This is a genomic window from Pseudomaricurvus alcaniphilus, from assembly GCF_011440395.1.
GTDB lineage: Bacteria > Pseudomonadota > Gammaproteobacteria > Pseudomonadales > Cellvibrionaceae > Pseudomaricurvus > Pseudomaricurvus alcaniphilus.
The window spans coordinates 19,435-39,009 of record NZ_JAAOIX010000013.1 but is presented as its reverse complement, the minus strand read 5'-3'; the positions used below and the strand labels follow the sequence as shown (position 1 = coordinate 39,009).

Sequence of the window (19,575 nt, the reverse complement as noted above, 5' to 3'; positions counted from 1 at the left end):
TTTGCTTGTTTCAGGTGGTGACATTTTTACATTGGGCTTATCTTTCCAGCAGCGGCGGCACTGGGCAGTCGAGGCAATCGGCCACGGCGCGGAATAGCTCGTACTCGGCGGCGGTGATCTGCTGATCGTGTCGAATGCAGACCAGCAGCGCCTTGAGCAGCGCCGGTTTTTGCAGGGGTTTTAGCGCTTGCAGTTGTTTGATGGCGGCATCGAGCAGTGGCAGTGTTATGCGGTTGCGGTCCAATAGCGGCAGGTTGGTCAGGCCCAATTGTGACATGCCGGCACTATAAGCCGCCGCTACCGTCTCTTGCTGCTGTTGGTCGCTGTGGCAGAGGCTGCTCAACAGTTGTTGGATGGGAACCCCCAGCTGGCGGAGGTCCGTGTTGCTGCCGCTTTGCCGTGGGGCGGGTTCCAGCGCATTGACCAGCATCCGGTACAGGGCCCACTCGAACACGGCCACCTCGCGGTCGGCTTTGATCAGGGCTGCGACGTTGGTTTTGAAGACCCGGTATTGTGGCGCTGACAGAGTTCTCAGGGCGGGCAGGGTGAGCTCGAACAGTGGCAGTCTGGTGGGCCGGGGCAGGTCGGTTACCTGGCTGTGCAGTTGGCGGGTGAGCTTGACCACGGCCGGGTGTGCCCGCTGCTGCAGTTGCTGCCACTGGCGGGCTGCTGTATCGCCGGCATCCGGCTGCAGCAGCAGGTTGTAAATAATGGCGCGGGCACTGAAGGGTTCCCGTGCGGCCTGGCGCAGTGGGTCGGGCAGTTGACTGAGCAAGCTGGCCGCCCGGTCCAGGTGCTGGGCCCCGGGGTTGGCAATGTGAGTCAGGTCGGCGCCGGATTCGCTATTGCCGCTGGCAGCGCCGTTTGTATCGGTAGCGCTGGCAGTGCTGGTAGAGCTGGCAGTGATGCCGGCGGCGAGTCCAGAGTCGGTCGCTGAATGAGTGTTGCCCGCCGCTGCGGTTGCCGTGGCACTCGCCGCGAGTTTGATTTCGGGGTAGCGACCATTCCAGCCGGGGGTGATGCGGTGGATGCGCTCGGCCAGCGGCGGATGGGTGGCCAGCATACCGCCGAGCGCGGTGCGCACTCCGGCGCCGAAATACATATGACTGAATTCCTCCGCCTGCGGGTGCGACAGGCGCGACCCCTGGCTGTAGCCACCAATGGCCTGCAGCGCCTCACTGATGCCCCGGGGGTTGCGGGTGAATTGCACCGCTGCAGCGTCCGCCAGGAACTCCCGCTGGCGGCTGAGCGCCGCTTTGATCAGCTTGCCAAGGAAGGTGCCGGCGTACCCGATAACCACCAGCCCCAGCCCGACCAGCGCTAGTCCGGAGGAGTTTTTGTCCCGCCGCCGCATGCCATAGCTGCGGCGGCCGCTGCTGGCGCGCAGCAGCATGGAGCCCAGCAGCCCGATCAGGAGGATGCCATGCAGCACCCCCAGCAGGCGCAAGTTGAGCTTCATATCGCCGTGCAGTATGTGGCTGAACTCATGGGCTATCACCCCCTGCAGCTGGTCGCGGTCGAGCAGTTCCATGCAGCCGCGGGTGATGCCAATCACCGCGTTGCTGCTGCTGTGACCGGCGGCAAAGGCGTTGATGCCACTCTCCTCCAGCAGATAGACCGAGGGCACCGGGGTGCCGGAGGCAATCGCCATTTCCTCCACTACGTTCAGCAGGCGGCGCTCGCTTGGGGTCGCGCTATTGGGCTGCAGGCGCCTGCCCCCCAGAGCAGCGGCGATACTGTCGCCACCGGCGCGCAATTGCAGCAGCCGGTAGCCACTGCCGACGGCGACGATAAACACTACCACCAGGGCAATCATCCCGCTCAGCTCCCAGTTGAACATCTGCTCGAGTCCGCCCGGTTGGCGGCCAGCCGACGCTGTATGCCCGAGCCCGCTGTTGCCATCGAGGTAATAGAGCACGGCGCTGATAAAGAAGGTGGTGATGGCAATCAGTGCGAGCACCGCGGCCAGGAAAAAGACCAGCAGGCGGCGACTGTTTTTACGCGCCTGGTCCTGGTGTTGAAAAAAATCCATGTTGCCTGTTGGTCTCCGCGGGGCATCACCCGGGTGGAGGGGGCAATGCCGGTGGTGGTACGGCTGTTGAAACTGATGGTCAGGGCCCCAGGGCGGCAGCCGTTTTTCTTAACAAGTCACTTGCTGCAAGTCGCTTTCTGTAAGTCACTTTCTGCAAGTCACTCCCGAGCGCAAGTCATTCCCTAGGAGCCTGTCGGACTTAGGTGCCCGTAGCGAGAGAAAGTCCGATTTGAGTCAGTTTTTAACCATTTTTGAGGCGAATAGTGGTTCTATTTAACGAGAAAATGGTTAAAAAACGGCCAAGCTCGGCTTTTTCGCAGCAGGGCAACCCTAAGTCCGACAGGCTCCTAGAAGGCGACAGTGGGAGCGGCCTGGATGGCGGCGCTGTCGGCAAATTCCAGCAGGCTGGCATCGCTGCGATGGCCGAAGAAGCCAGCGAAAAATACCGGCGGGAAGCTCTGCCGATAGGTGTTGTAGGCGGTTACCGCATCGTTAAACGCCTGGCGGGAGAAGGCCACCTTGTTTTCGGTGCTGGTCAATTCCTCCGCCACCTGCAGCATATTCTGGCTGGCCTTGAGGTCCGGATAGGCTTCCATTACCACATTCAGGCGCCCCAGGGCTGCGCTCAGGTTTCCCTCTGCGGCGCCGAGCCTGGCCATGGCATCACTGTCGCCCGGTGCGCTGGCCGCTGCCTGCAGGCCGGCCAGGGCGCCGTTGCGGGCACTGATGACCGCTTCCAGGGTTTCCCGTTCGTGTTTCAGGTATCCCTTTGCCGTCGCTATCAGATTGGGAATCAGGTCGTAGCGGCGCTTCAGTTGCACCTCGATTTGTGAAAAGCCGTTCTGGTAGCGGTTTTTCAGGCTGACCAGGGTGTTGTAGATATTGATGACGTAAAAAACCAGGCCAATAAGTACAGCCCAGCCGATGATGGTGGATATTTCCATTGGGTTCCTCGCGCAGTTTGCAGGCTTGGGGAGGTTCTGGATTGGCCAGTGACTCCCGGGTTGCGGTGTGTTGGCTACCTGCGGCAAAGTGTAGCACTTTACCCGGGCCCCGACCGGTCCCGGATTTACGCGCGGGCTTTACGGGTTATAATCGCGCCGCCTGATGACGGGCAGGGTTGGTGGGGCAATGGTAGAGGCTCGATGCCGGTGGATTTCCTGCTGCCTGGTGGCGCTATTTGCTATAAGCTGGGCCACCCTGAACCAATCACCACTGCCAGATGTTTGCTGCTTGACCATATAGGATAATCTATGACCACTGAGGTTTCTCCTCTGGATTCAACTGAACGTATTCCGCTGAAAACCTATGCCGAGAAGGCCTACCTGGATTACTCCATGTACGTCATTCTCGACCGGGCCCTGCCCAGCATCGGCGACGGCCTGAAGCCGGTGCAGCGGCGTATTGTCTACGCCATGAGCGAGCTGGGGTTAAAGTCCTCGGCCAAGTTCAAGAAGTCGGCCCGCACCGTGGGTGACGTGATCGGTAAATTCCACCCGCACGGGGATTCCGCCGCCTACGAGGCCATGGTGTTGATGGCGCAGCCATTCTCCTATCGCTATCCGCTGGTGGACGGGCAGGGCAACTGGGGTTCCGCCGATGACCCCAAATCCTTTGCCGCCATGCGTTACACCGAATCGCGCCTGACCCGCTACAGTGAGGCGCTGCTGTCCGAGTTGGGGCAGGGCACTGTGGATTGGCAGCCCAACTTCGACGGCACCATGGACGAGCCAACGGTGCTGCCGGCGCGAGTGCCCAATGTGTTGCTGAACGGCACCACCGGCATAGCGGTGGGCATGGCGACCGACATTCCGCCCCATAACCTGCGCGAAGTGGTGCAGGCCACCATTCATTTGCTGGACAACCCGAAGGCCAGTGTCGCCGAGTTGATGGAGTTTATTCCGGGGCCGGATATGCCCACGGAGTCGGAGTTGATCACCCCCCGGGCCGAACTGCAGAAAATGTACGAGAGCGGCCGCGGCAGCCTGCGGGTCAGGGCACTGTGGACGCGGGAAAGTGGCGATGTGGTGGTTACGGCGCTGCCCTACCAGGTCAGTGGAGCCAAGGTGCTGGAGCAGATTGCCGCGCAGATGCAGGCGAAAAAGCTGCCTATGGTGGCGGACCTGCGCGACGAGTCGGATCATGAAAACCCCACCCGGCTGGTGATTATTCCGCGCTCCAACCGGGTCGATATCGATGCCCTGATGAACCACCTGTTTGCCACCACTGACCTGGAGCGCACCTACCGGGTCAATTTGAATATGATTGGCATCGACGGCTTGCCCCAGGTGAAGCCGCTCAACGGCATCCTCAGCGAGTGGTTGAGCTTCCGCATGGTCACCGTGCGGCGCCGGCTGGAATATCGACTGGCGCGGGTGGAAGAGCGACTGCAGCGCCTGGCGGCGCTGTTGATCGTCTACCTCAACCTGGATGAGGTGATCCACATCATCCGCACTGAGGAGCATCCCAAGCCGGTGCTGATGGAGCGCTTTAACCTTATCGAGATGCAGGCCGAGTACATTCTCGAAACCAAGTTGCGGCAACTGGCGCGGCTGGAAGAGATGAAGATCCTGGAGGAGAAGGCCGCGCTGGAGAAGGAGCGGGAAGACCTGCGCCAGACCCTGGATTCCACCCGGCGCATGAAGAGCCTGGTGAAGAAGGAATTGCAGGCGGCGGCGGAAGAGTTTGGCGATGACCGTCGCTCCCCCATTGTCAGCCGTGGCGAGGCCCAGGCGTTTAACGAGATGGACCTGCTCGGCAGCGAACCGGTGACGGTGGTGATTTCTGACAAGGGCTGGATTCGGGCCGCCAAGGGCCACGACCTCGACCCGACAGCGCTGAGTTACAAATCCGGCGACAAGTTCAAACTCGCCGCCCAGGGCAAGACCAACCAGCAGGTGATCCTGCTGGACTCGACCGGCCGCAGCTACGCCCTGGCAGCCCACACCCTGCCCTCGGCACGGGGCCAGGGCGAGCCCATCAGCGGCCGCCTCAACCCGCCCAGCGGGGCGACCTTTGAAGGGGTGCTAATGGGGCCGGATGAGCAGCGCATCCTGTTGGCGTCCGATGCGGGTTATGGTTTTGTCGGTAAACTGGCGGATCTGCAGAGTAAGAACAAGGCCGGCAAGGCCAGCCTCAGCCTGCCCAAAGGCGGACGGGTGCTGGCACCGTTGGTGATCGGCGATATGGATGCGGACCTGGTCGCCGCCATCAGCAATGAAGGACGGCTGCTGGTGTTCCCGGTGCGCGAGCTGCCGGAACTGGCGCGGGGCAAAGGTAACAAGATCATGAATATTCCCTCGGCGCGAGTACAGAGCCGGGAGGAGTACCTGGTGGCGCTGGTGGTGGTTGGCAGCGGGGCGCAGTTGACCATCTACTCGGGCAAGCGCCACCTGTCGCTGAAGCTCAGCGACCTGGAGCATTACCGGGGCGAGCGCGGGCGGCGCGGGAATAAATTGCCGCGCGGCTTCCAGAAGGTGGACGGGGCAGCAGTGAGTTAATCCCGGGCCGGGCAATGCGCAATATAGCGTCTATACTGCTCTAGAGAACGGTTAACTTGGGGTTGCCATGGCCAACAAACGAATAGCAGTAAGAACACCATTTAAAAGTCGAATTCGCATCGATCACAACGGTCAAAAGTTGGCGGAAACCTTTACTAAGGATATTTCCGACTCCGGAGCCTATTTGTATTTGAACGGTGACTTTTATCTCGACCTGGGGGATGTGGTAACGGCCCAGGTCATGGGCCTCCCCGGAGGCGATGCCCCGACACTGGAAATGGAGGTGGTGAGAATTGACGACGAAGGGGTCGGCCTCAAGTTCGTCTGAATTCTATTAGTGCCATTTTTGGCAGCACCTGCCGCTATGCAAAGCGAATAAACCATGGACAGTATCCGTCGCATTAAATCAAGCCAGTTGACCACCGGCATGTACCTGACCGAGTTGGGTGAACAGCTGGCCCAGGCCAGCGGCTTGAAGGCCCGTGGGCTGGTCACCCGTGATGAGACAGTAAACCTGGTACAGCAGTCGGGCGTTACCGAGCTGTATATCGATATTGCCAAGGGCAGCGACTGCGCCGACAGCGAGCCGGTGCCGGCGGCCGTGCGGGCGCAGTTGTCTGCCGGGCCGACGCTCGCGGAGCCTGCCAGCTTTGCAGCGGAGCTGAAAAATGCCAGCGACGTGCGGGACAAGGCCCTCAACCTGATTCAAGAGGCGATGCAGGATGTGAAAATGGGGCGCGGCTTCGATACCGGAGCGGTGGACGTCATTACGACCGAGGTGATCCAGTCACTGGATTCCAACCAGAACGCCCTCACCAGCCTGATGCGCCTGCGCAACATGGACTCCTACCTGCTGGAACACTCCACCAATGTGGCAGTGCTGATGGGTATTCTGGCCAAGTCCCTCGGCGTTAACCGGGACGAACTGCACCAGCTGGTGTTTGGTGCCTTTGTGCACGACGTGGGTAAAATCCTGGTGCCGGAGCAGGTCTTGAACAAGCCGGGAAGGCTCGACGCCACTGAGTGGCAGGAAATGAAACGCCACGTCGACTACGGCGTCGACTCCCTCAAGACTATCGACGGTATCACCGGTGTCGCCATGGAAATCTGCGAGCAGCACCACGAGCGCCTGGACGGTACTGGCTACCCCTACAACCTGTCGGCGGAGCAAATATCCGCCCACGGGCGCATGGCGGCGGTGGTGGATGTGTACGATGCGGTCACCGCCAACCGTGTCTACCACGCCGGCATCGAGCCGTCGGTGGCGCTGAAAAGAATGCTGGAATGGACCGGAACCCATCTCGATCGGGAGCTGGTGTACCAGTTGATTCGCTGCATCAGCGTCTATCCCGCCGGCGCCTGGGTTATGCTGAGCAGCGGGCTGGTGGCGCTGGTGCAAGAGCCCAATTTGAAAAAGCCCACCCGCGCCAAGGTGTTGCTGGTATACGACAGCAAGCGCCGGGTAAAGCTGGATGAGCAGGTGGTTGACCTGGTCACCAGCACACGCTTTGGCGAGATCAAATTCGCGGTATCCCCCATCGATTATCAGCTCGACATCGGCAACTATCTAAAAGGCTGAGGCGAGCTAAAAGGCTGAAGCGAGCTGCAGGGCTATGGCGGGCCGGCAGCGGCAGCTATTGCCCGACGCCCGATCAGAGTTGCAGTTGCTGCCGCAGCTCGGCCAGGCGCTTCAGGTTTTCCTCTTTCGACAGCGGGGTCTGCGGCGCTTGCTCCAGCTTCTTCACGTCCGGTGGCGGCAGCTCTTCGCCGCGCAGCACCCGGCCGCACAAATCCAGGTAGTGCCCCTTGAAGACCGGAAAGGTGTCGCGCTCGGCGTTGTTGGCGAGAAAGAACCAGTCGCTGAGTTTGCCGGCGTGATACACCGCCGGATGGCTCCAGCGGTATTCGGCTTTGGGGCTGGGGGCGCGGCAGGCCTCCAGGTAGGCGCTGTGGATATCGGGCAAACCGTGCAGTTCCGGTGAGCCCTGGCAGTAGCCAATCATCTTGTGCAGGGTCGGCAGGTAATCGGACTGCTCAATGGCTTTCTTGGCGCCGCGCAGGATGATTTCCGGGCTGAAGTCGAGCAGGGTCTCGGCCCACAGCTTCTTGGCCTGGGTCAACAGCTGGGTATCCCCGAAGGCGGCGTGGTACTGGTTGTGATAATTGATCCGAAACAGCGCGAACACCTGGTTGATGGCGTCGATATAGTCGGCCGCCATGGGGCCTTTGCTGCGCTTGTCGGAGTCTGCCTCAGCTGGCCCAGCTGCGGTCATTGAGGTCTTCTGCGAGCGAGCGATCTCGCGTTCGGCCCGATTGAGTAGCTGCTTGCTGTCCTTCATAACTCCTGCCTTGTGGGGAACTGTATTGGTGCCGCTTGGCCCAGTGGAATTTGGCGTGCTGTAAAAACTTGGTATTCCAGGAGCTGTGCACCTGGTTGCTGTCGCGCCAGTAGAGGACAAACTCCGGCACCAGCTGGCGGGCAAAGTCGATGTCGATATTGGCCATGCTGAGCACGTCCAGCACATCCTGGTTGGGCTGCCAGTTGTCGGCGATGCGGCGCGGCTCGGTGTCGTACTCCAGGGCCGAAGTGTAGCGCACCCACTGGCGCCGGGTGTGCTGGATAAACTTGGTGTTCCAGGTGCGCGAGCGCTGGCCGCGCTCTGACCAGTAGAGCACGAACTCGGGGATGGCGTCCTCGACAAACTGGGCATTGATGCCGGCCTGCCGCACCAGCACATCGACCGCATCCTGGCTGGGGCGCCACTGCTTGGTCATCGGCGTTTCCTGGTCCTTGCGGGTGACAAAGGTCTCCCGCTGGCGCCACTGGTGCACCACGTGCTGGTGAAACTTGGCGCCCCAGGAGCGCTGGGACTCGCCACTGTCGCGCCAGAAGGTGACAAACTCGGGCACCTGCTCGAGGATAAACGCGGCCGGAATATTGTGCTGGGCGATGCGGTTGACGACCTCCTGGCTGGGCTGCCAGTCCGGTGGCATCAGGCTGGCGCCCACCAGGATCGGTTCGGCGTTGACTTGCGCTGTGGGCGCGGCGCTGGCAGCGGCCGTGTTTTCCGCAAAGGCAAACACCAAATGCTGGCTCTGCAGGAACGGCGCCGACTGCAGGTGCAGCAGGCCCTTGGCGCGCAAACTCTGGCTGATGCGGTGAATGTCCTGCTCACTCCAAAAGGGCAGGGCCGCTGCCAGTGCCTCGCCAGTGAGTTCGTACCAGTGTTGCCCCTGGCTGGCCACCGGCCGCACCGTGGCCGTCTTCTCATCGAGAACGCTGAGCATAACCGCGTCCTCCAGGCCGATGCTGGCGGCCAGAGCAGGGGAGACAAGAATGGGGCGTTCGGGAATCAGGGGGCATGTCATGGCGAAATTTTATCACTTTTCGAGGTTCCAGTGCCGTAAAAATAGCGCAGTGAATGAAATCTGCAGCCGCTTGTAACATACTGCGGCCAATTGATTCGGGTGCAGCGGAGACCAGGGTGGCAAAGAGTAAAAACGCATTTGTGTGCAACGAGTGCGGCGCGGATTTTAACAAATGGCAGGGCCAGTGCAGCGAGTGCAACGCCTGGAACAGTCTCGCCGAGGTTAACCTGGGGCCGACCCCGGTCAACCGGGCGCAGCGCTTTGCCGGCTACGCCGGCACCCCCGAGGCCAAGGTCCAGACCCTGGCGGAAATCGACCTGCAGGACTTGCCGCGCTTTTCCTCCGGCGCCAGTGAATTTGACCGGGTGCTCGGCGGCGGCCTGGTACCGGGTTCGGTGGTGCTGATTGGCGGCAACCCCGGCGCGGGCAAATCGACCCTGTTGTTGCAAACCATGTGCGCGCTGGCGGCAACTATGGAGGCCCTGTACTGCACCGGTGAGGAATCCCTGCAACAGGTGGCCATGCGCGCCCAGCGCCTGCGCCTGCCCATGGAGAAGTTGAAAATGCTGTCGGAGACCAGTGTCGAAGCGCTGGTGGCCACGGCGCAAAAAGTCAGGCCCAGGGTGATGGTGGTGGACTCCATCCAGGTCATGCATATGACCGATATCGCCTCGGCCCCGGGGTCAGTCTCCCAGGTGCGCGAGAGCGCCGCCTACCTGACTCGCTTCGCCAAGCAGACCGGTACCGTGGTGATGCTGGTGGGGCACGTCACCAAAGACGGCAGCCTGGCCGGGCCAAAAGTGCTGGAACATATGATCGACTGCTCCATTTTGCTGGAGGGCAGCCACGACTCCCGCTTTCGCACCTTGCGCGGCAGCAAGAACCGCTTTGGCGCAGTCAACGAACTGGGCGTGTTTGCCATGACCGAGCAGGGCTTGCGGGAGGTCACCAACCCCTCAGCCATATTCCTGCAGCGCGCCGACGAGGTGGCGGCGGGCTCGGTAGTGATGGTGGTGTGGGAGGGAACCCGGCCACTGCTGGTGGAGATCCAGGCGCTGGTGGACGACAGTCACACCGGCAACCCGCGGCGGGTGGCGGTGGGGCTGGATGCCAATCGACTGAATATGCTGCTGGCGGTGCTGCACCGCCACGGCGGCATGTTTATCGGCGACCAGGATGTGTTCGTCAATGTGGTGGGCGGTGTGCGAGTGGTGGAAACCAGTGCCGACCTGGCGCTGTTGCTAGCCGCGGTGTCGAGCTTTCGCGACCGCCCGCTGGGGCACGACCTGATGGCGTTTGGCGAAGTGGGGCTGTCCGGCGAGATCCGGGCGGTACCCAGCGGTCAGGAGCGGCTGCGGGAGGCGGCCAAACACGGCTTTAAAACCGCCATCGTGCCGGCCGGCAATGCCCCCAGGCAGGCGCCAGCAGGGATAAAAGTGATTGCGGTCAAAACCCTGCAGGAAGCGCTCGCGGCCATTGACTGAGCCGGCTGGCTGCCAGGCCATTTTTTGTCGGGCTAAATTGTCGGGCTAAATTGTCGGGCCACATTGCCAGGTTTGTTGTGGCTGGGCCAGCTGTGGCGAGGTCGGTTATTGGCGGGTGGATTGTCGGCCGCTGGTGCCAGGCTGACCGGAGGATGGAATTGCGGTGGTTGCGGCTATGCAGCTGTTGCCATAGCTCGGTTATTGCGGCGGTTCAGTCGTTGCCGTGGCTCAGTGGTTGTGGCTTTTGGCGGGCGCGGGGCTCCGCTCAGCTGTGCTCCTTGTGCTCGTCCATCATGGTTTGCACAGAGCGATTCATATAGTCGATGGATGGGCTCTGGCGGACCAGTTGCCGCAGCCGCTGTTGCTGGTCGATGCCATTGGCGCGGCACTCGATACCCAGCATATGGGCATTCTGGTGAGCGACGTGGCCCACCATCCGCAGCGGTTCTTCTCCCTGCGCGGTTTCCACTGTCAATTGAATTTCTTCGCCGTTGTCGATGTGGTGCTTTTGAATGATGGCGATCAGGGCACCGTGAAACGACAGGTCGATAACGTGTGCAGGCCAGCGCTCATTGCTGGTGGCCAGTTCGGCGTAGGCGCGGTACTTTACTCGGGGAAACGTGCGGCGCTCGTGGCCTTTCTGCTGATTTTGACTCATGATGCTGAAAACCCTTGGGAATTAACTGCTGGAGATCGATTTCCTTACCCTCACCCGATGATCTCCGGATGGGCGGGGTATGTCAATTTACAATTCCGTCCGGGGGCCGGAGTGAGGCCAATTCGGATAAATCTCGCTGCAAGGTGGCTGCGTCACCCAGATTGAGTTCTAGCAGCCGGCGCAGCAGGCCGATACTGTCCAGGTCAATGTCTTCGCAGGCGAACCCCAATTGCCGGCTGCTCTGGCGTGCCAGGCAGACCCGCATGTGGATCAGGGTGTCGTCGGCCAACTGAATGCTGGCGTGCAGCGGTGCGCTACTCGCGGCGGGCCAGTGTTTCGGTTTGCTTACCGAGAGCCCATGCAGGGATATATCCAGCAATTGACACTGCCATGCCTGTTCACCCTGATGCAGGGCTACGGGGGTGTGGAACAGCACCCGACTAAAGCGTCGTCGCTCAATATTTACGTCCATCAGCGAGCCTTTCCTGGGCTGCGCGGCGCTGCCATAACGCGCCGGGCTGAAAAACCACAGCTTTACTGGCTGCAGTTTCCCCGGTTTCAGTTATACCCAGTGTAGGACGCCCGTCAGCATTACGCCAGTGTTTGCAGCGCCAGTATTCGCTGTGCCCGGATTAACCAGCTACCATAGGCCGCCTGCTGTAAGCGCCGGTATTTGCCCTGGCAGTTGAATGTGCCGGCCACTGCGACAGGATAAAACTTGACTAATGAATAGGCGCCTCTTACCCTGCCCGCCATTATTTGTGGTGCTCCTGCGCCGGCCTCAGGGCGGCAGAGGGGTTAAACGGGAAGAGTGGTGCGCAGGCCAGAAGCTTGCAAAACCAACGCTGCCCCCGCAACGGTGATGTGTCGGCTGCCCCGGGACAGCGACGCCAAGCCCGATACCGGCCATCAATAATAGCGCTAACTGCGTGCAACGATGAAGCGGAGGGCTTTATCTGTGGAAACCCCTGTCGGCTTGCACCCCGGGTTGTTACAACTCGAATCATGCGCCGGGCATTGGCCAGAGACACACTGCTGGCGCCACATTTTACCCTCTCGCCTCTCACTCTTGATGACCTGACTGCCGGATGACTGCAGCGCCGCGGGCCTGCAGCATTTTTGCCTTCTGTAACCGCAGGGGCGCGAGGAATACGATGATGCAGAACCGCCCATATTCACTCTCCCCACACGCTGGCGGCAGGCTCGCCTGCCCGGGCCTGGCAGCGGTTGCCAGACTGCCCGTTTGCCCTGTCACCGGCGCCTTTCGGTATTGATGGATGCAGCGCCAATCGCCCCGCCATTTAACGGTTCTACTGCTGCTGTTGGCACCGCTGGTGTTCGCCTGCGGGCTGGCGCTGGGGCCGGAGATTATTCTGCCGTTTTTTCCCGCCTCCGGTCAGCAGCTGGTGTCTAACGAATTGATTGTGGCGCAAATTCGCATGCCGCGTGTGTGTATGGCCGCCATTGTCGGCGCTACCCTGGCGGTGGCCGGAGTGATGATGCAGGGCTTGTTCCGCAACCCGCTGGCGGACCCCTCGCTGATTGGTGTCACCAGTGGCGCCTCGGCGGGTGCGAGTTTTGTCATCGTACTGGGCGCCGGCCTGCTCGGCTCCCACGAGTTGATCGGCGTATCGACCATTGCGCTGGGTGCCTTTGTCGGTGCCATGCTGGCCACCGCAGTGGTGTATCGGCTGGCCGCCAGTGAGAGCGGGACCTCGGTGGCTACCATGCTGCTGGCGGGCATCGCCATCAGTGCCCTGGCCGGGGCGCTCAACAGTTTTTTCAGTTTTATCGCCGACAATCACATGCTGCGCCAGATCAGTCTCTGGCAAATGGGCTCGCTGGGCAGCGCCAGTTGGCCCCGGGTTCTGCTGGCAGCTGCGCTGGTGGCCGGATTGCTGGCCGCCTTTCCGCGCTACAGCCGGGCTCTCAACGCCCTGCTGCTGGGGGAGTCGGAAGCGCGTCACCTGGGGATCGATGTGGATCGGATAAAAGTACAAATGATTGTGCTGGTGGCGCTGGCGGTGGGTATCTGTGTGGCATTTACCGGCACCATCGCCTTTGTCGGACTGGTGACGCCGCACATAATCCGGCTATTGATCGGCCCCGATCACCGCTGGCTGATCCCCTGCAGCATGCTTGCCGGAGCCATCTTGCTGATGTTGTCGGACGCCGCCTCACGCACCTTGCTGGCCCCGGGTGAACTGCCCATCGGGGTGGTGACCGCGCTGCTGGGGGCGCCTTTCTTTCTCTCCCTGCTGCGCCAGCAGCGTCGGCACGGAGATCTCTGATGCTGGAATTAAACAATGTGCAGCTGCAGTACGATTCGCTGTCCATACTCAATGCCATTAACCTGCAAATTGCGGCGGGAGAAGTCGCGGTCGTGCTGGGGCCCAATGGTGTCGGCAAGTCCACCCTGCTGAAAGTGGCCAGCGGCGAAATCCCGCCGAGTGCAGGTGCGGTGCATTTTAACGGGCGCGACCTGGGCAGCTACAGCCCGGCGCAAAAGGCACGCCGCATGGCGGTGCTGCCACAGCACTCCAGTCTCAGCTTTGCCTATGCCGTGGAAGAAGTGGTGATGTTGGGGCGTACCCCCCACGCCACCGGCGTGGCCATCGACTGGGATATCGTCGCCCAGGCACTGGCGGCGGTGGACGCCAGTTATTTAAGCCAGCAGATTTACACCCGCCTCTCCGGTGGCGAGAAGCAGCGGGTACAACTGGCGCGGGTGTTGGCGCAAGTGTGGCAAGCCCCCGAGGGCGAAAGCGGCAGAGGGGGCAAAAGTGCGGGCAAAGGCGAGGGCAGCGGTGCGGGTAGCGGTGAAAGTAGCGGTGAGAGCGATGCCGGACAGGCAGGCTCGGCTGAACGCCTGCTGATCCTGGACGAGCCCACCTCGGCGCTGGATTATGCCCACCAGCAGATGCTGATGACCCTGTTGCGCCAGCGCGCCGCAGCCGGATGTTCGGTGTTGCTAGCCATGCACGACTTGAACCTGGCGGCCAGTTGCGCCGATAAAATGGTGCTGATGCGCTGCGGCGAGATCTACGCCGTGGGCAGCCCGGACGAGGTGCTGCGCGAAGACCTGCTGCGCGAAGTATTCCAGGTGACCTTCCACCGGGTCGAGCACCCCCTGACCGGCCGCCCCTGGCTGTTGAGTTGAACACGCAGCGGCGCCAGTGCTCGGTAAGCGGGCGCAATAAATGGAGCCTCACCTTTGGAGAGCAGCATTGTGAGTCGATTAAAGTGAGAGCAGTATTGTGTTTGGAGTCAATGGCGTGAAGGTCGCCTGTTTGATGGGCCCCCTGTGGCTGCGGTTATTGCTTTGCCCGCTGCTGCTGTGCCCCCTATTTATAGCCGCCCTGACAGCACCGCGGGCGTTAGCAGAGGTGGTGGTGGAAGACGACCTGGGCAACCGGGTAAGCCTTAGTCAACCGGCCCGTCGCATCGTTGCCCTGGCACCCAGCCTGGTCGAGATTGTCTACGCGGTGGGCGCCGGCGAGCAACTGGTGGGTGCTGTGAGCTTCAGCGACTATCCGGTGGCAGCGCAGCAGATCCCCCGGGTCGGCAGTCACAAGGATTTCAGCATTGAATCGATCGCACGCCTCAAGCCGGATCTGGTGCTGGCCTGGCATTCCGGTAACGGCAGCCAGCGAATTGCCCCGATCAAGGCGCTGGGAATACCGGTGTTTTATACGGAGCCGCGGCAGCTGGAAGATATCGGCAGGGCGATGGCACAAATTGGCCTGCTGGCTGGCTCGGCGGCAGCGGTTGAGGCCCGGCGCCAGTTCGATGGGGCATTGGCAGAGCTGCGCCAGCGCTATTCCCGCGAAACCGCCATCAGCGTGTTTTACCAGATGTGGAACGAGCCGCTGCGCACCCTCAACGGCGAGCACCTGATCAGCGATGTGATGCGCCTCTGCGGCGGACGCAATATATTTGCCGAGGCGACGGCGCTGGCACCGCAGGTCAGTGTCGAGTCGATCCTGCGGCTCAATCCCCAGGTTATCATCGCCAGCGGCATGGCCCAGGAGCGCCCCGAGTGGCTCGACGACTGGCACCGCTGGCCCAGTCTGCAAGCGGTGCAAGAGGGGCAACTAAAGTTTATCCCGCCGGACGTGTTGCAGCGCCATACTCCGCGCATTATCGAGGGAGCACGGCTGATGTGTGAACACTTGCAGGCGGCCCGGGATCACTATGGGAGGCGGCCATGAGCACAATACCTACGCGCAGCTCCTTTGCGGCGGCACACACATTGATGATCCAGGGCACCACCTCGGACGCGGGCAAGAGCACCCTGGTGACCGCCCTGTGCCGAATCTTCGCCCGCCGCGGGCGCCGGGTGGTGCCGTTTAAATCGCAAAATATGGCGCTCAACAGTGCCGTTACCGTGGACCAGGGCGAGATCGGCCGGGCCCAGGCGGTGCAGGCCTTTGCCGCCGGGCTGCAGCCCCACACCGATATGAACCCGGTATTGCTGAAGCCCAACAGCGATACCGGCGCCCAGGTGATTATTCACGGTCGCGCGGTGGCCAATATGGAGGCGAGCTTCTATCACGACTACAAGCAGGTCGCTATGGAAGCGGTACTGCAGTCCTTTCGGCGCCTGCAGGCCGGCTATGAACTGGTTCTGGTGGAGGGGGCGGGCAGCCCCGCGGAAATCAATCTGCGCGATCGGGATATTGCCAATATGGGCTTTGCCGAGGCGGTGGACTGCCCGGTGGTGATTATCGCCGATATCGATAAGGGCGGTGTCTTTGCCCATTTGGTGGGCACATTGGAGTTGTTGTCGCCGTCGGAGCAGGCGCGGGTGGTCGGCTTTGTCATCAATCGTTTTCGCGGTGATATCGAGTTGCTTAACCCCGGGCTGCGCTGGCTGGAACAGCGAACCGGCAAGCCGGTGCTGGGGGTGCTGCCCTACCTGCAGGGTTTTCACCTGGAGGCGGAAGACGCCATCACCGCCAACACTGTGGCCGCGCCGGGCTATGAAGCCAGGCGGCTGCAGGTCATCGTGCCGGCGCTGCCGCGGATCAGCAATCACACCGACTTCGACGCCCTGCGCCTGCACCCGCAGGTGGAGTTCCGGTTTATCGGCCCGCAGCAAGCCATCCCCGCCGCAGATTTAATTATCCTACCCGGCAGCAAAAGTGTGATTGCGGATTTACAACACTTGAAACAGCAGGGCTGGGACGAGGCGATTCGCCGTCATTTGCGCTACGGCGGCAAGCTGATGGGCATCTGTGGCGGTTTCCAGATGCTCGGTGAGAACGTCAGCGACCCGCTCGCCATCGAGGGCAGTTGCGCGGCCGAGGCCGGCCTGGGCTGGTTGCCGGTGACGACCGAGTTGCGGCCGCACAAACAACTGCGCAACCGCAGCGGCCTGCTCTGGGATGGTCAAACCGAAGTCAGCGGTTATGAAATTCACGCCGGTGTTACTGCCGGAGCCGGATTGCAACGCCCGGTGCTGGCGTTTGCCGACGCCGATGGCACCCAATTCACGGACGGTGCCATCAGCGCCGACAACCAGGTGCTCGGCACCTACTGGCACGGACTGTTTGACCGCCCTCAGGCACTGCAGGCGTTGCTGCAGTGGGCCGGCCTCGAGGTCGAGGCGGAATTTGACTACGAGGCGTTAAAAAGCGCGGAAGTGGATCGCCTCGCCGATGCCGTGGAAGCGGCGCTGGATTGGTCGCAGCTGGGCTTTCTTTGAAAAGAGTCTTTAACCAGTTATAAAAAGTCTTTAACCGGCTATAAAAATGTCTTTAACCAGCCTTAACCAGCCTTGAAGATAGTCTTTAACCTGGCGGTCTTGCACAAGACCGCCATTAACAGATGCTTCCCGCTCACGACGTCAGGCGATTGACCACAGCGCGTAAGCCCGGTCACCCTATCAGGGCGCTTCGGCTTTGATCGCCTGTTTGATGTCCCCCGGGCGACGCAACATCTTGTCAATGTCGCCGATGTGCACAGCCTCCTCGGCGATTTTTTGCCGCGCGTACTCTTCCAGGGTGATGGACTCGGCAGTTTCGGCCAGGGTCAGCAGTTGCCGGTAATACTCCACCCCCTTGATTTCAAAGTCCATGGACTCCTTCAGGATCTCTGCCATGTCGTGCTGGTGAGTTTCCAGCAGATTGCCAATCGCCAGTGACGGGTGGCCGCCCAGCAGGGTGATCATCTCGCCTGCTTCGGTGGCGTGCAGCAGGGTTTCGTTGGCGGCGTCGCGAAACCAGCTCACCACCGGGATGCGACTGAAGCCAAAAATCATAAAGGAGTAGTGGGTATAGCGCACCACTCCGGCCAATTCATGTTCGAGAATTTGATTGAGTTTTTCGATGATTTGTTTCTGGTTGGGCAGTTCAGTTCTCATTGTTATCCGTCTCCCTGTTGTGGCTGCACCCGCTGTCGATGTATATCAGGTGCAGGTATAGCGATAGCGCAGCTGCGATTGCCACCATAGCGCCGAGTATATACCTGTTGTTGTCGGGAGAAACCCGGCGCGATGACAGCGGGGGCCGCTGATAGCCAATTAGTCTTTGCAGCAACTTTGATATTTTTGCAGGTTATTTGTCGCGCATTTTCCCAGAGCCGAACTCTCATCGCCGAATAGGGTCTGAAGCAGCATACACGGTCATATTCTCAGTCTGCCGTTGCTGGCCGACGAGTATTTTCCAAGAGCTTTAATTTCCAGGTGTTTTACCGGCAGTGGCGCAATCCGGCCGTTGCTGCGTAAACAGACTGTTGTATTCACCGATAACGTACCTATCGATATTGTACCCACCGACGGTAAAGAGGTTGCAAGCCAGCTTATGCTGTTAAAATCCAAACAATCCTACGATTTGACCGAAGCGGCAGTGACCGACGAAGCCGTGTTTTACAACCGCCGCCGGCTGCTGCAGCAAATGGGTTTCCTCGGCGCCGGCAGCTTATTGGCCAGCAGTGCCAGCGCCGGCCTGCTGGATTTCTTCAGCTCTGGCGATAAGCCCGCCGGGCCCCAGTTTCAGCAGGCTCCGTTGACCTCTATCCGCTCCCCATATTCCACCGCTGAAACCATGACCGCGGAAAGCAAAGCCACCGGGCACAACAATTTTTACGAATTCGGACTCGGTAAAGATGACCCGAAGGCCAACGCCCAGGGCTTTAAGGTCAATCCCTGGCAGTTGACGGTAAGTGGTGCGGTGAACAAGCCGCTGCAGCTGGATTACGACGCACTGTTCGCCCCTGAACTGGAAGAGCGTATCTATCGCCTGCGCTGTGTGGAAGCCTGGTCGATGGTGATCCCATGGGTGGGCTATCCCCTGGCGACCCTGTTGCGGCAGGCGGAACCGACCTCTGCGGCGCGCTATGTGGCTTTCCAAACCCTGCACGATCCAGCCCAGATGCCGGGCCAGGGCAATCGCTTTCTCGGCGGTGGTATCCGCTACCCTTACATCGAAGGCCTGCGCCTGGACGAAGCCATGCACCCGTTGACGTTTCTGGCGGTGGGCGTTTACGGCAAAACCCTGCCCCCGCAAAATGGCGCCCCGGTGCGCCTGGTGGTGCCTTGGAAATACGGTTTCAAGAGCATCAAATCCATCGTCGGGATAAAGCTGGTGGAGCGGGAGCCGGCCACCACCTGGAATATTTCCGCCCCCAATGAGTACGGGTTCTACGCCAATGTGAACCCCCAGGTGGACCACCCGCGCTGGAGCCAGGCCAGTGAGCGGCGTATTACTCGCGGCGGTCTCGGCAGTGATGAGCGTATCCCCACACAGATGTTTAACGGTTATGGCGAGGCGGTGGCGGACCTCTACGCCGGCATGAACCTGCGCAAGTATTTCTAAACCCGAGGAGCGCCGCCGTTTATGCCCGTGCCGAAAACCAGAGTGATGAGCGATCGTCACGTGCTGTTGTTGAAACTGCTGATTCACGGCTTGTGTCTGTTCTTTTTGTTGCGGGTCTATTATCTGGGTTTCAGTGATCAATTGGGTGGCGACCCGGTCAAAGCCATCATCCATTTTACCGGTATCGGTGCACTCAATCTGTTGCTGCTGACCCTGGCGGTGACGCCGCTGAGCCGCTGGAGCCACCAGGGGCGACTGGTGCGCGTGCGGCGCTTGCTGGGTCTTTACTGCTTTACCTACGCCGCGGCGCACTTGGTCAACTTCCTGACCTTCGATTTGCAGTTCAATTGGCCCCTGATTGCCGAGGAGTTAACCGAGCGGCCCTATATCGTGGTGGGGTTGTGCGCGTTTATTATCCTGCTGCTGCTGGCGATTACCTCTATACCGCCGCTGGTGCGGGCGCTGGGCCGGCGCTGGAAACTCCTGCACAGTTGGATTTATATCGCGGTCCTGCTGGTGTGCCTGCATTTTACCTGGTCGGTGAAAGCCGACATCACCGAGCCGATGATTTACCTGGCGATCACCCTGGTGTTGCTGGCAACACGCGGTCGCCAACTGCGACGCCCTTTCAGTTGGCCCGGGTAAATCCGGCTGAAAATTTCCTTTGCCCGTTGGTCGGGCGAGATTTTTGTCTACGAGGCAAAGTCACAGTGCT

General features: G+C 60.9%; 17 protein-coding genes and 1 riboswitch. Of the genes, 10 read left to right on the top strand and 7 right to left on the bottom strand.

Going from position 1 to position 19,575, the window contains the following annotated elements; translation table 11 throughout:
- Positions 1–37: 37 nt before the first annotated feature.
- Positions 38–2,032 carry a M48 family metallopeptidase gene (locus tag G8764_RS20275; RefSeq protein WP_166167450.1) on the bottom strand — a complete coding sequence of 665 codons (1,995 nt, stop codon included), beginning with the start codon at positions 2,030–2,032 and terminating at the stop codon, positions 38–40.
- Positions 2,033–2,379: 347 nt separating this feature from the next.
- A complete protein-coding gene (locus G8764_RS20270) occupies positions 2,380–2,976 on the bottom strand; it encodes a LemA family protein (RefSeq protein ID WP_166167447.1) in 597 nt (198 codons plus the stop codon).
- A 309-nt stretch (positions 2,977–3,285) separates the two neighbouring features.
- On the opposite strand from G8764_RS20270, the gene parC reads away from it, so the two are divergent.
- From parC to G8764_RS20255, 3 genes are all read left to right on the top strand, one after another.
- Positions 3,286–5,532, top strand: a complete 2,247-nt coding sequence (gene parC / locus G8764_RS20265) for a DNA topoisomerase IV subunit A (protein ID WP_166167444.1) — start codon at positions 3,286–3,288, stop codon at positions 5,530–5,532.
- Between the two features lie 67 nt (positions 5,533–5,599).
- Positions 5,600–5,860, top strand: coding sequence for a PilZ domain-containing protein (locus G8764_RS20260; protein ID WP_166167441.1), 261 nt, complete (start codon positions 5,600–5,602; stop codon positions 5,858–5,860).
- A gap of 54 nt (positions 5,861–5,914) precedes the next feature.
- The gene (locus tag G8764_RS20255) at positions 5,915–7,111 is read left to right on the top strand and encodes an HD-GYP domain-containing protein (RefSeq protein WP_166167438.1); all 1,197 of its coding nucleotides are present in this window, start codon (positions 5,915–5,917) and stop codon (positions 7,109–7,111) included.
- Between the two features lie 73 nt (positions 7,112–7,184).
- Here the strand turns inward: G8764_RS20255 and G8764_RS20250 are convergent, their stop codons facing one another.
- Positions 7,185–7,805: a replication protein P gene (locus tag G8764_RS20250; protein ID WP_243748925.1), complete on the bottom strand. Its 621-nt coding sequence runs from the start codon at positions 7,803–7,805 to the stop codon at positions 7,185–7,187.
- Positions 7,783–8,901 (bottom strand): DnaT-like ssDNA-binding domain-containing protein, encoded by a 1,119-nt coding sequence (locus G8764_RS20245; RefSeq protein WP_166167432.1) that lies wholly within the window; start codon positions 8,899–8,901, stop codon positions 7,783–7,785. Before G8764_RS20245 ends, G8764_RS20250 begins: the two co-directional genes overlap by 23 nt.
- Before the next feature lie 116 nt (positions 8,902–9,017).
- Here G8764_RS20245 and radA point away from each other — a divergent pair, with 116 nt between their 5' ends.
- Positions 9,018–10,385 carry a DNA repair protein RadA gene (gene radA / locus G8764_RS20240; protein WP_166167430.1) on the top strand — a complete coding sequence of 456 codons (1,368 nt, stop codon included), beginning with the start codon at positions 9,018–9,020 and terminating at the stop codon, positions 10,383–10,385.
- A 265-nt stretch (positions 10,386–10,650) separates the two neighbouring features.
- Here the strand turns inward: radA and G8764_RS20235 are convergent, their stop codons facing one another.
- Both G8764_RS20235 and G8764_RS20230 read right to left on the bottom strand, forming a co-directional pair.
- Positions 10,651–11,043: a PilZ domain-containing protein gene (locus G8764_RS20235; RefSeq protein WP_166167427.1), complete on the bottom strand. Its 393-nt coding sequence runs from the start codon at positions 11,041–11,043 to the stop codon at positions 10,651–10,653.
- 82 nt (positions 11,044–11,125) lie between these two features.
- On the bottom strand, positions 11,126–11,515 hold the full coding sequence (locus tag G8764_RS20230) for a PilZ domain-containing protein (protein ID WP_207952000.1): 390 nt from the start codon (positions 11,513–11,515) through the stop codon (positions 11,126–11,128).
- Positions 11,516–11,791: 276 nt separating this feature from the next.
- A riboswitch (cobalamin riboswitch) is annotated at positions 11,792–11,968 on the top strand.
- Between the two features lie 352 nt (positions 11,969–12,320).
- Here G8764_RS20230 and G8764_RS20225 point away from each other — a divergent pair.
- From G8764_RS20225 to G8764_RS20210, 4 genes are all read left to right on the top strand, one after another.
- Entirely contained in the window at positions 12,321–13,334 is a 1,014-nt protein-coding gene (locus G8764_RS20225; protein ID WP_166167424.1) for a FecCD family ABC transporter permease, read from the top strand.
- Entirely contained in the window at positions 13,334–14,203 is an 870-nt protein-coding gene (locus G8764_RS20220; RefSeq protein ID WP_166167421.1) for a heme ABC transporter ATP-binding protein, read from the top strand. The genes G8764_RS20225 and G8764_RS20220 overlap by 1 nt, the downstream gene beginning before the upstream one ends.
- A 97-nt stretch (positions 14,204–14,300) precedes the next feature.
- A complete protein-coding gene (locus tag G8764_RS20215) occupies positions 14,301–15,254 on the top strand; it encodes a cobalamin-binding protein (protein WP_341806429.1) in 954 nt (317 codons plus the stop codon).
- Positions 15,251–16,750: a cobyric acid synthase gene (locus tag G8764_RS20210; RefSeq protein ID WP_166167418.1), complete on the top strand. Its 1,500-nt coding sequence runs from the start codon at positions 15,251–15,253 to the stop codon at positions 16,748–16,750. Before G8764_RS20215 ends, G8764_RS20210 begins: the two co-directional genes overlap by 4 nt.
- 180 nt (positions 16,751–16,930) lie before the next feature.
- Here the strand turns inward: G8764_RS20210 and G8764_RS20205 are convergent, their stop codons facing one another.
- Positions 16,931–17,407 (bottom strand): ferritin-like domain-containing protein, encoded by a 477-nt coding sequence (locus tag G8764_RS20205; RefSeq protein ID WP_166167415.1) that lies wholly within the window; start codon positions 17,405–17,407, stop codon positions 16,931–16,933.
- A gap of 439 nt (positions 17,408–17,846) precedes the next feature.
- On the opposite strand from G8764_RS20205, the gene msrP reads away from it, so the two are divergent.
- Positions 17,847–18,860 (top strand): protein-methionine-sulfoxide reductase catalytic subunit MsrP, encoded by a 1,014-nt coding sequence (gene msrP / locus G8764_RS20200; protein ID WP_166167412.1) that lies wholly within the window; start codon positions 17,847–17,849, stop codon positions 18,858–18,860.
- Between the two features lie 21 nt (positions 18,861–18,881).
- Positions 18,882–19,505 (top strand): protein-methionine-sulfoxide reductase heme-binding subunit MsrQ, encoded by a 624-nt coding sequence (msrQ, locus tag G8764_RS20195; protein ID WP_166167409.1) that lies wholly within the window; start codon positions 18,882–18,884, stop codon positions 19,503–19,505.
- The last annotated feature ends 70 nt before the right edge of the window (positions 19,506–19,575 follow it).

What these genes read in the sequence shown, in the direction of transcription:
- G8764_RS20205 (WP_166167415.1), bottom strand. Translation starts at nt 17,407, where the DNA reads ATGAGAACTGAACTGCCCAACCAGAAACAAATCATCGAAAAACTCAAT.
- G8764_RS20220 (WP_166167421.1), top strand. Translation starts at nt 13,334, where the DNA reads ATGCTGGAATTAAACAATGTGCAGCTGCAGTACGATTCGCTGTCCATA.
- G8764_RS20275 (WP_166167450.1), bottom strand. Translation starts at nt 2,032, where the DNA reads ATGGATTTTTTTCAACACCAGGACCAGGCGCGTAAAAACAGTCGCCGC.
- G8764_RS20230 (WP_207952000.1), bottom strand. Translation starts at nt 11,515, where the DNA reads ATGGACGTAAATATTGAGCGACGACGCTTTAGTCGGGTGCTGTTCCAC.
- G8764_RS20245 (WP_166167432.1), bottom strand. Translation starts at nt 8,901, where the DNA reads ATGACATGCCCCCTGATTCCCGAACGCCCCATTCTTGTCTCCCCTGCT.
- G8764_RS20225 (WP_166167424.1), top strand. Translation starts at nt 12,321, where the DNA reads ATGCAGCGCCAATCGCCCCGCCATTTAACGGTTCTACTGCTGCTGTTG.
- G8764_RS20250 (WP_243748925.1), bottom strand. Translation starts at nt 7,805, where the DNA reads ATGACCGCAGCTGGGCCAGCTGAGGCAGACTCCGACAAGCGCAGCAAA.
- G8764_RS20255 (WP_166167438.1), top strand. Translation starts at nt 5,915, where the DNA reads ATGGACAGTATCCGTCGCATTAAATCAAGCCAGTTGACCACCGGCATG.
- G8764_RS20270 (WP_166167447.1), bottom strand. Translation starts at nt 2,976, where the DNA reads ATGGAAATATCCACCATCATCGGCTGGGCTGTACTTATTGGCCTGGTT.
- msrQ (WP_166167409.1), top strand. Translation starts at nt 18,882, where the DNA reads ATGCCCGTGCCGAAAACCAGAGTGATGAGCGATCGTCACGTGCTGTTG.
- G8764_RS20260 (WP_166167441.1), top strand. Translation starts at nt 5,600, where the DNA reads ATGGCCAACAAACGAATAGCAGTAAGAACACCATTTAAAAGTCGAATT.
- msrP (WP_166167412.1), top strand. Translation starts at nt 17,847, where the DNA reads ATGCTGTTAAAATCCAAACAATCCTACGATTTGACCGAAGCGGCAGTG.
- G8764_RS20235 (WP_166167427.1), bottom strand. Translation starts at nt 11,043, where the DNA reads ATGAGTCAAAATCAGCAGAAAGGCCACGAGCGCCGCACGTTTCCCCGA.
- parC (WP_166167444.1), top strand. Translation starts at nt 3,286, where the DNA reads ATGACCACTGAGGTTTCTCCTCTGGATTCAACTGAACGTATTCCGCTG.
- G8764_RS20210 (WP_166167418.1), top strand. Translation starts at nt 15,251, where the DNA reads ATGAGCACAATACCTACGCGCAGCTCCTTTGCGGCGGCACACACATTG.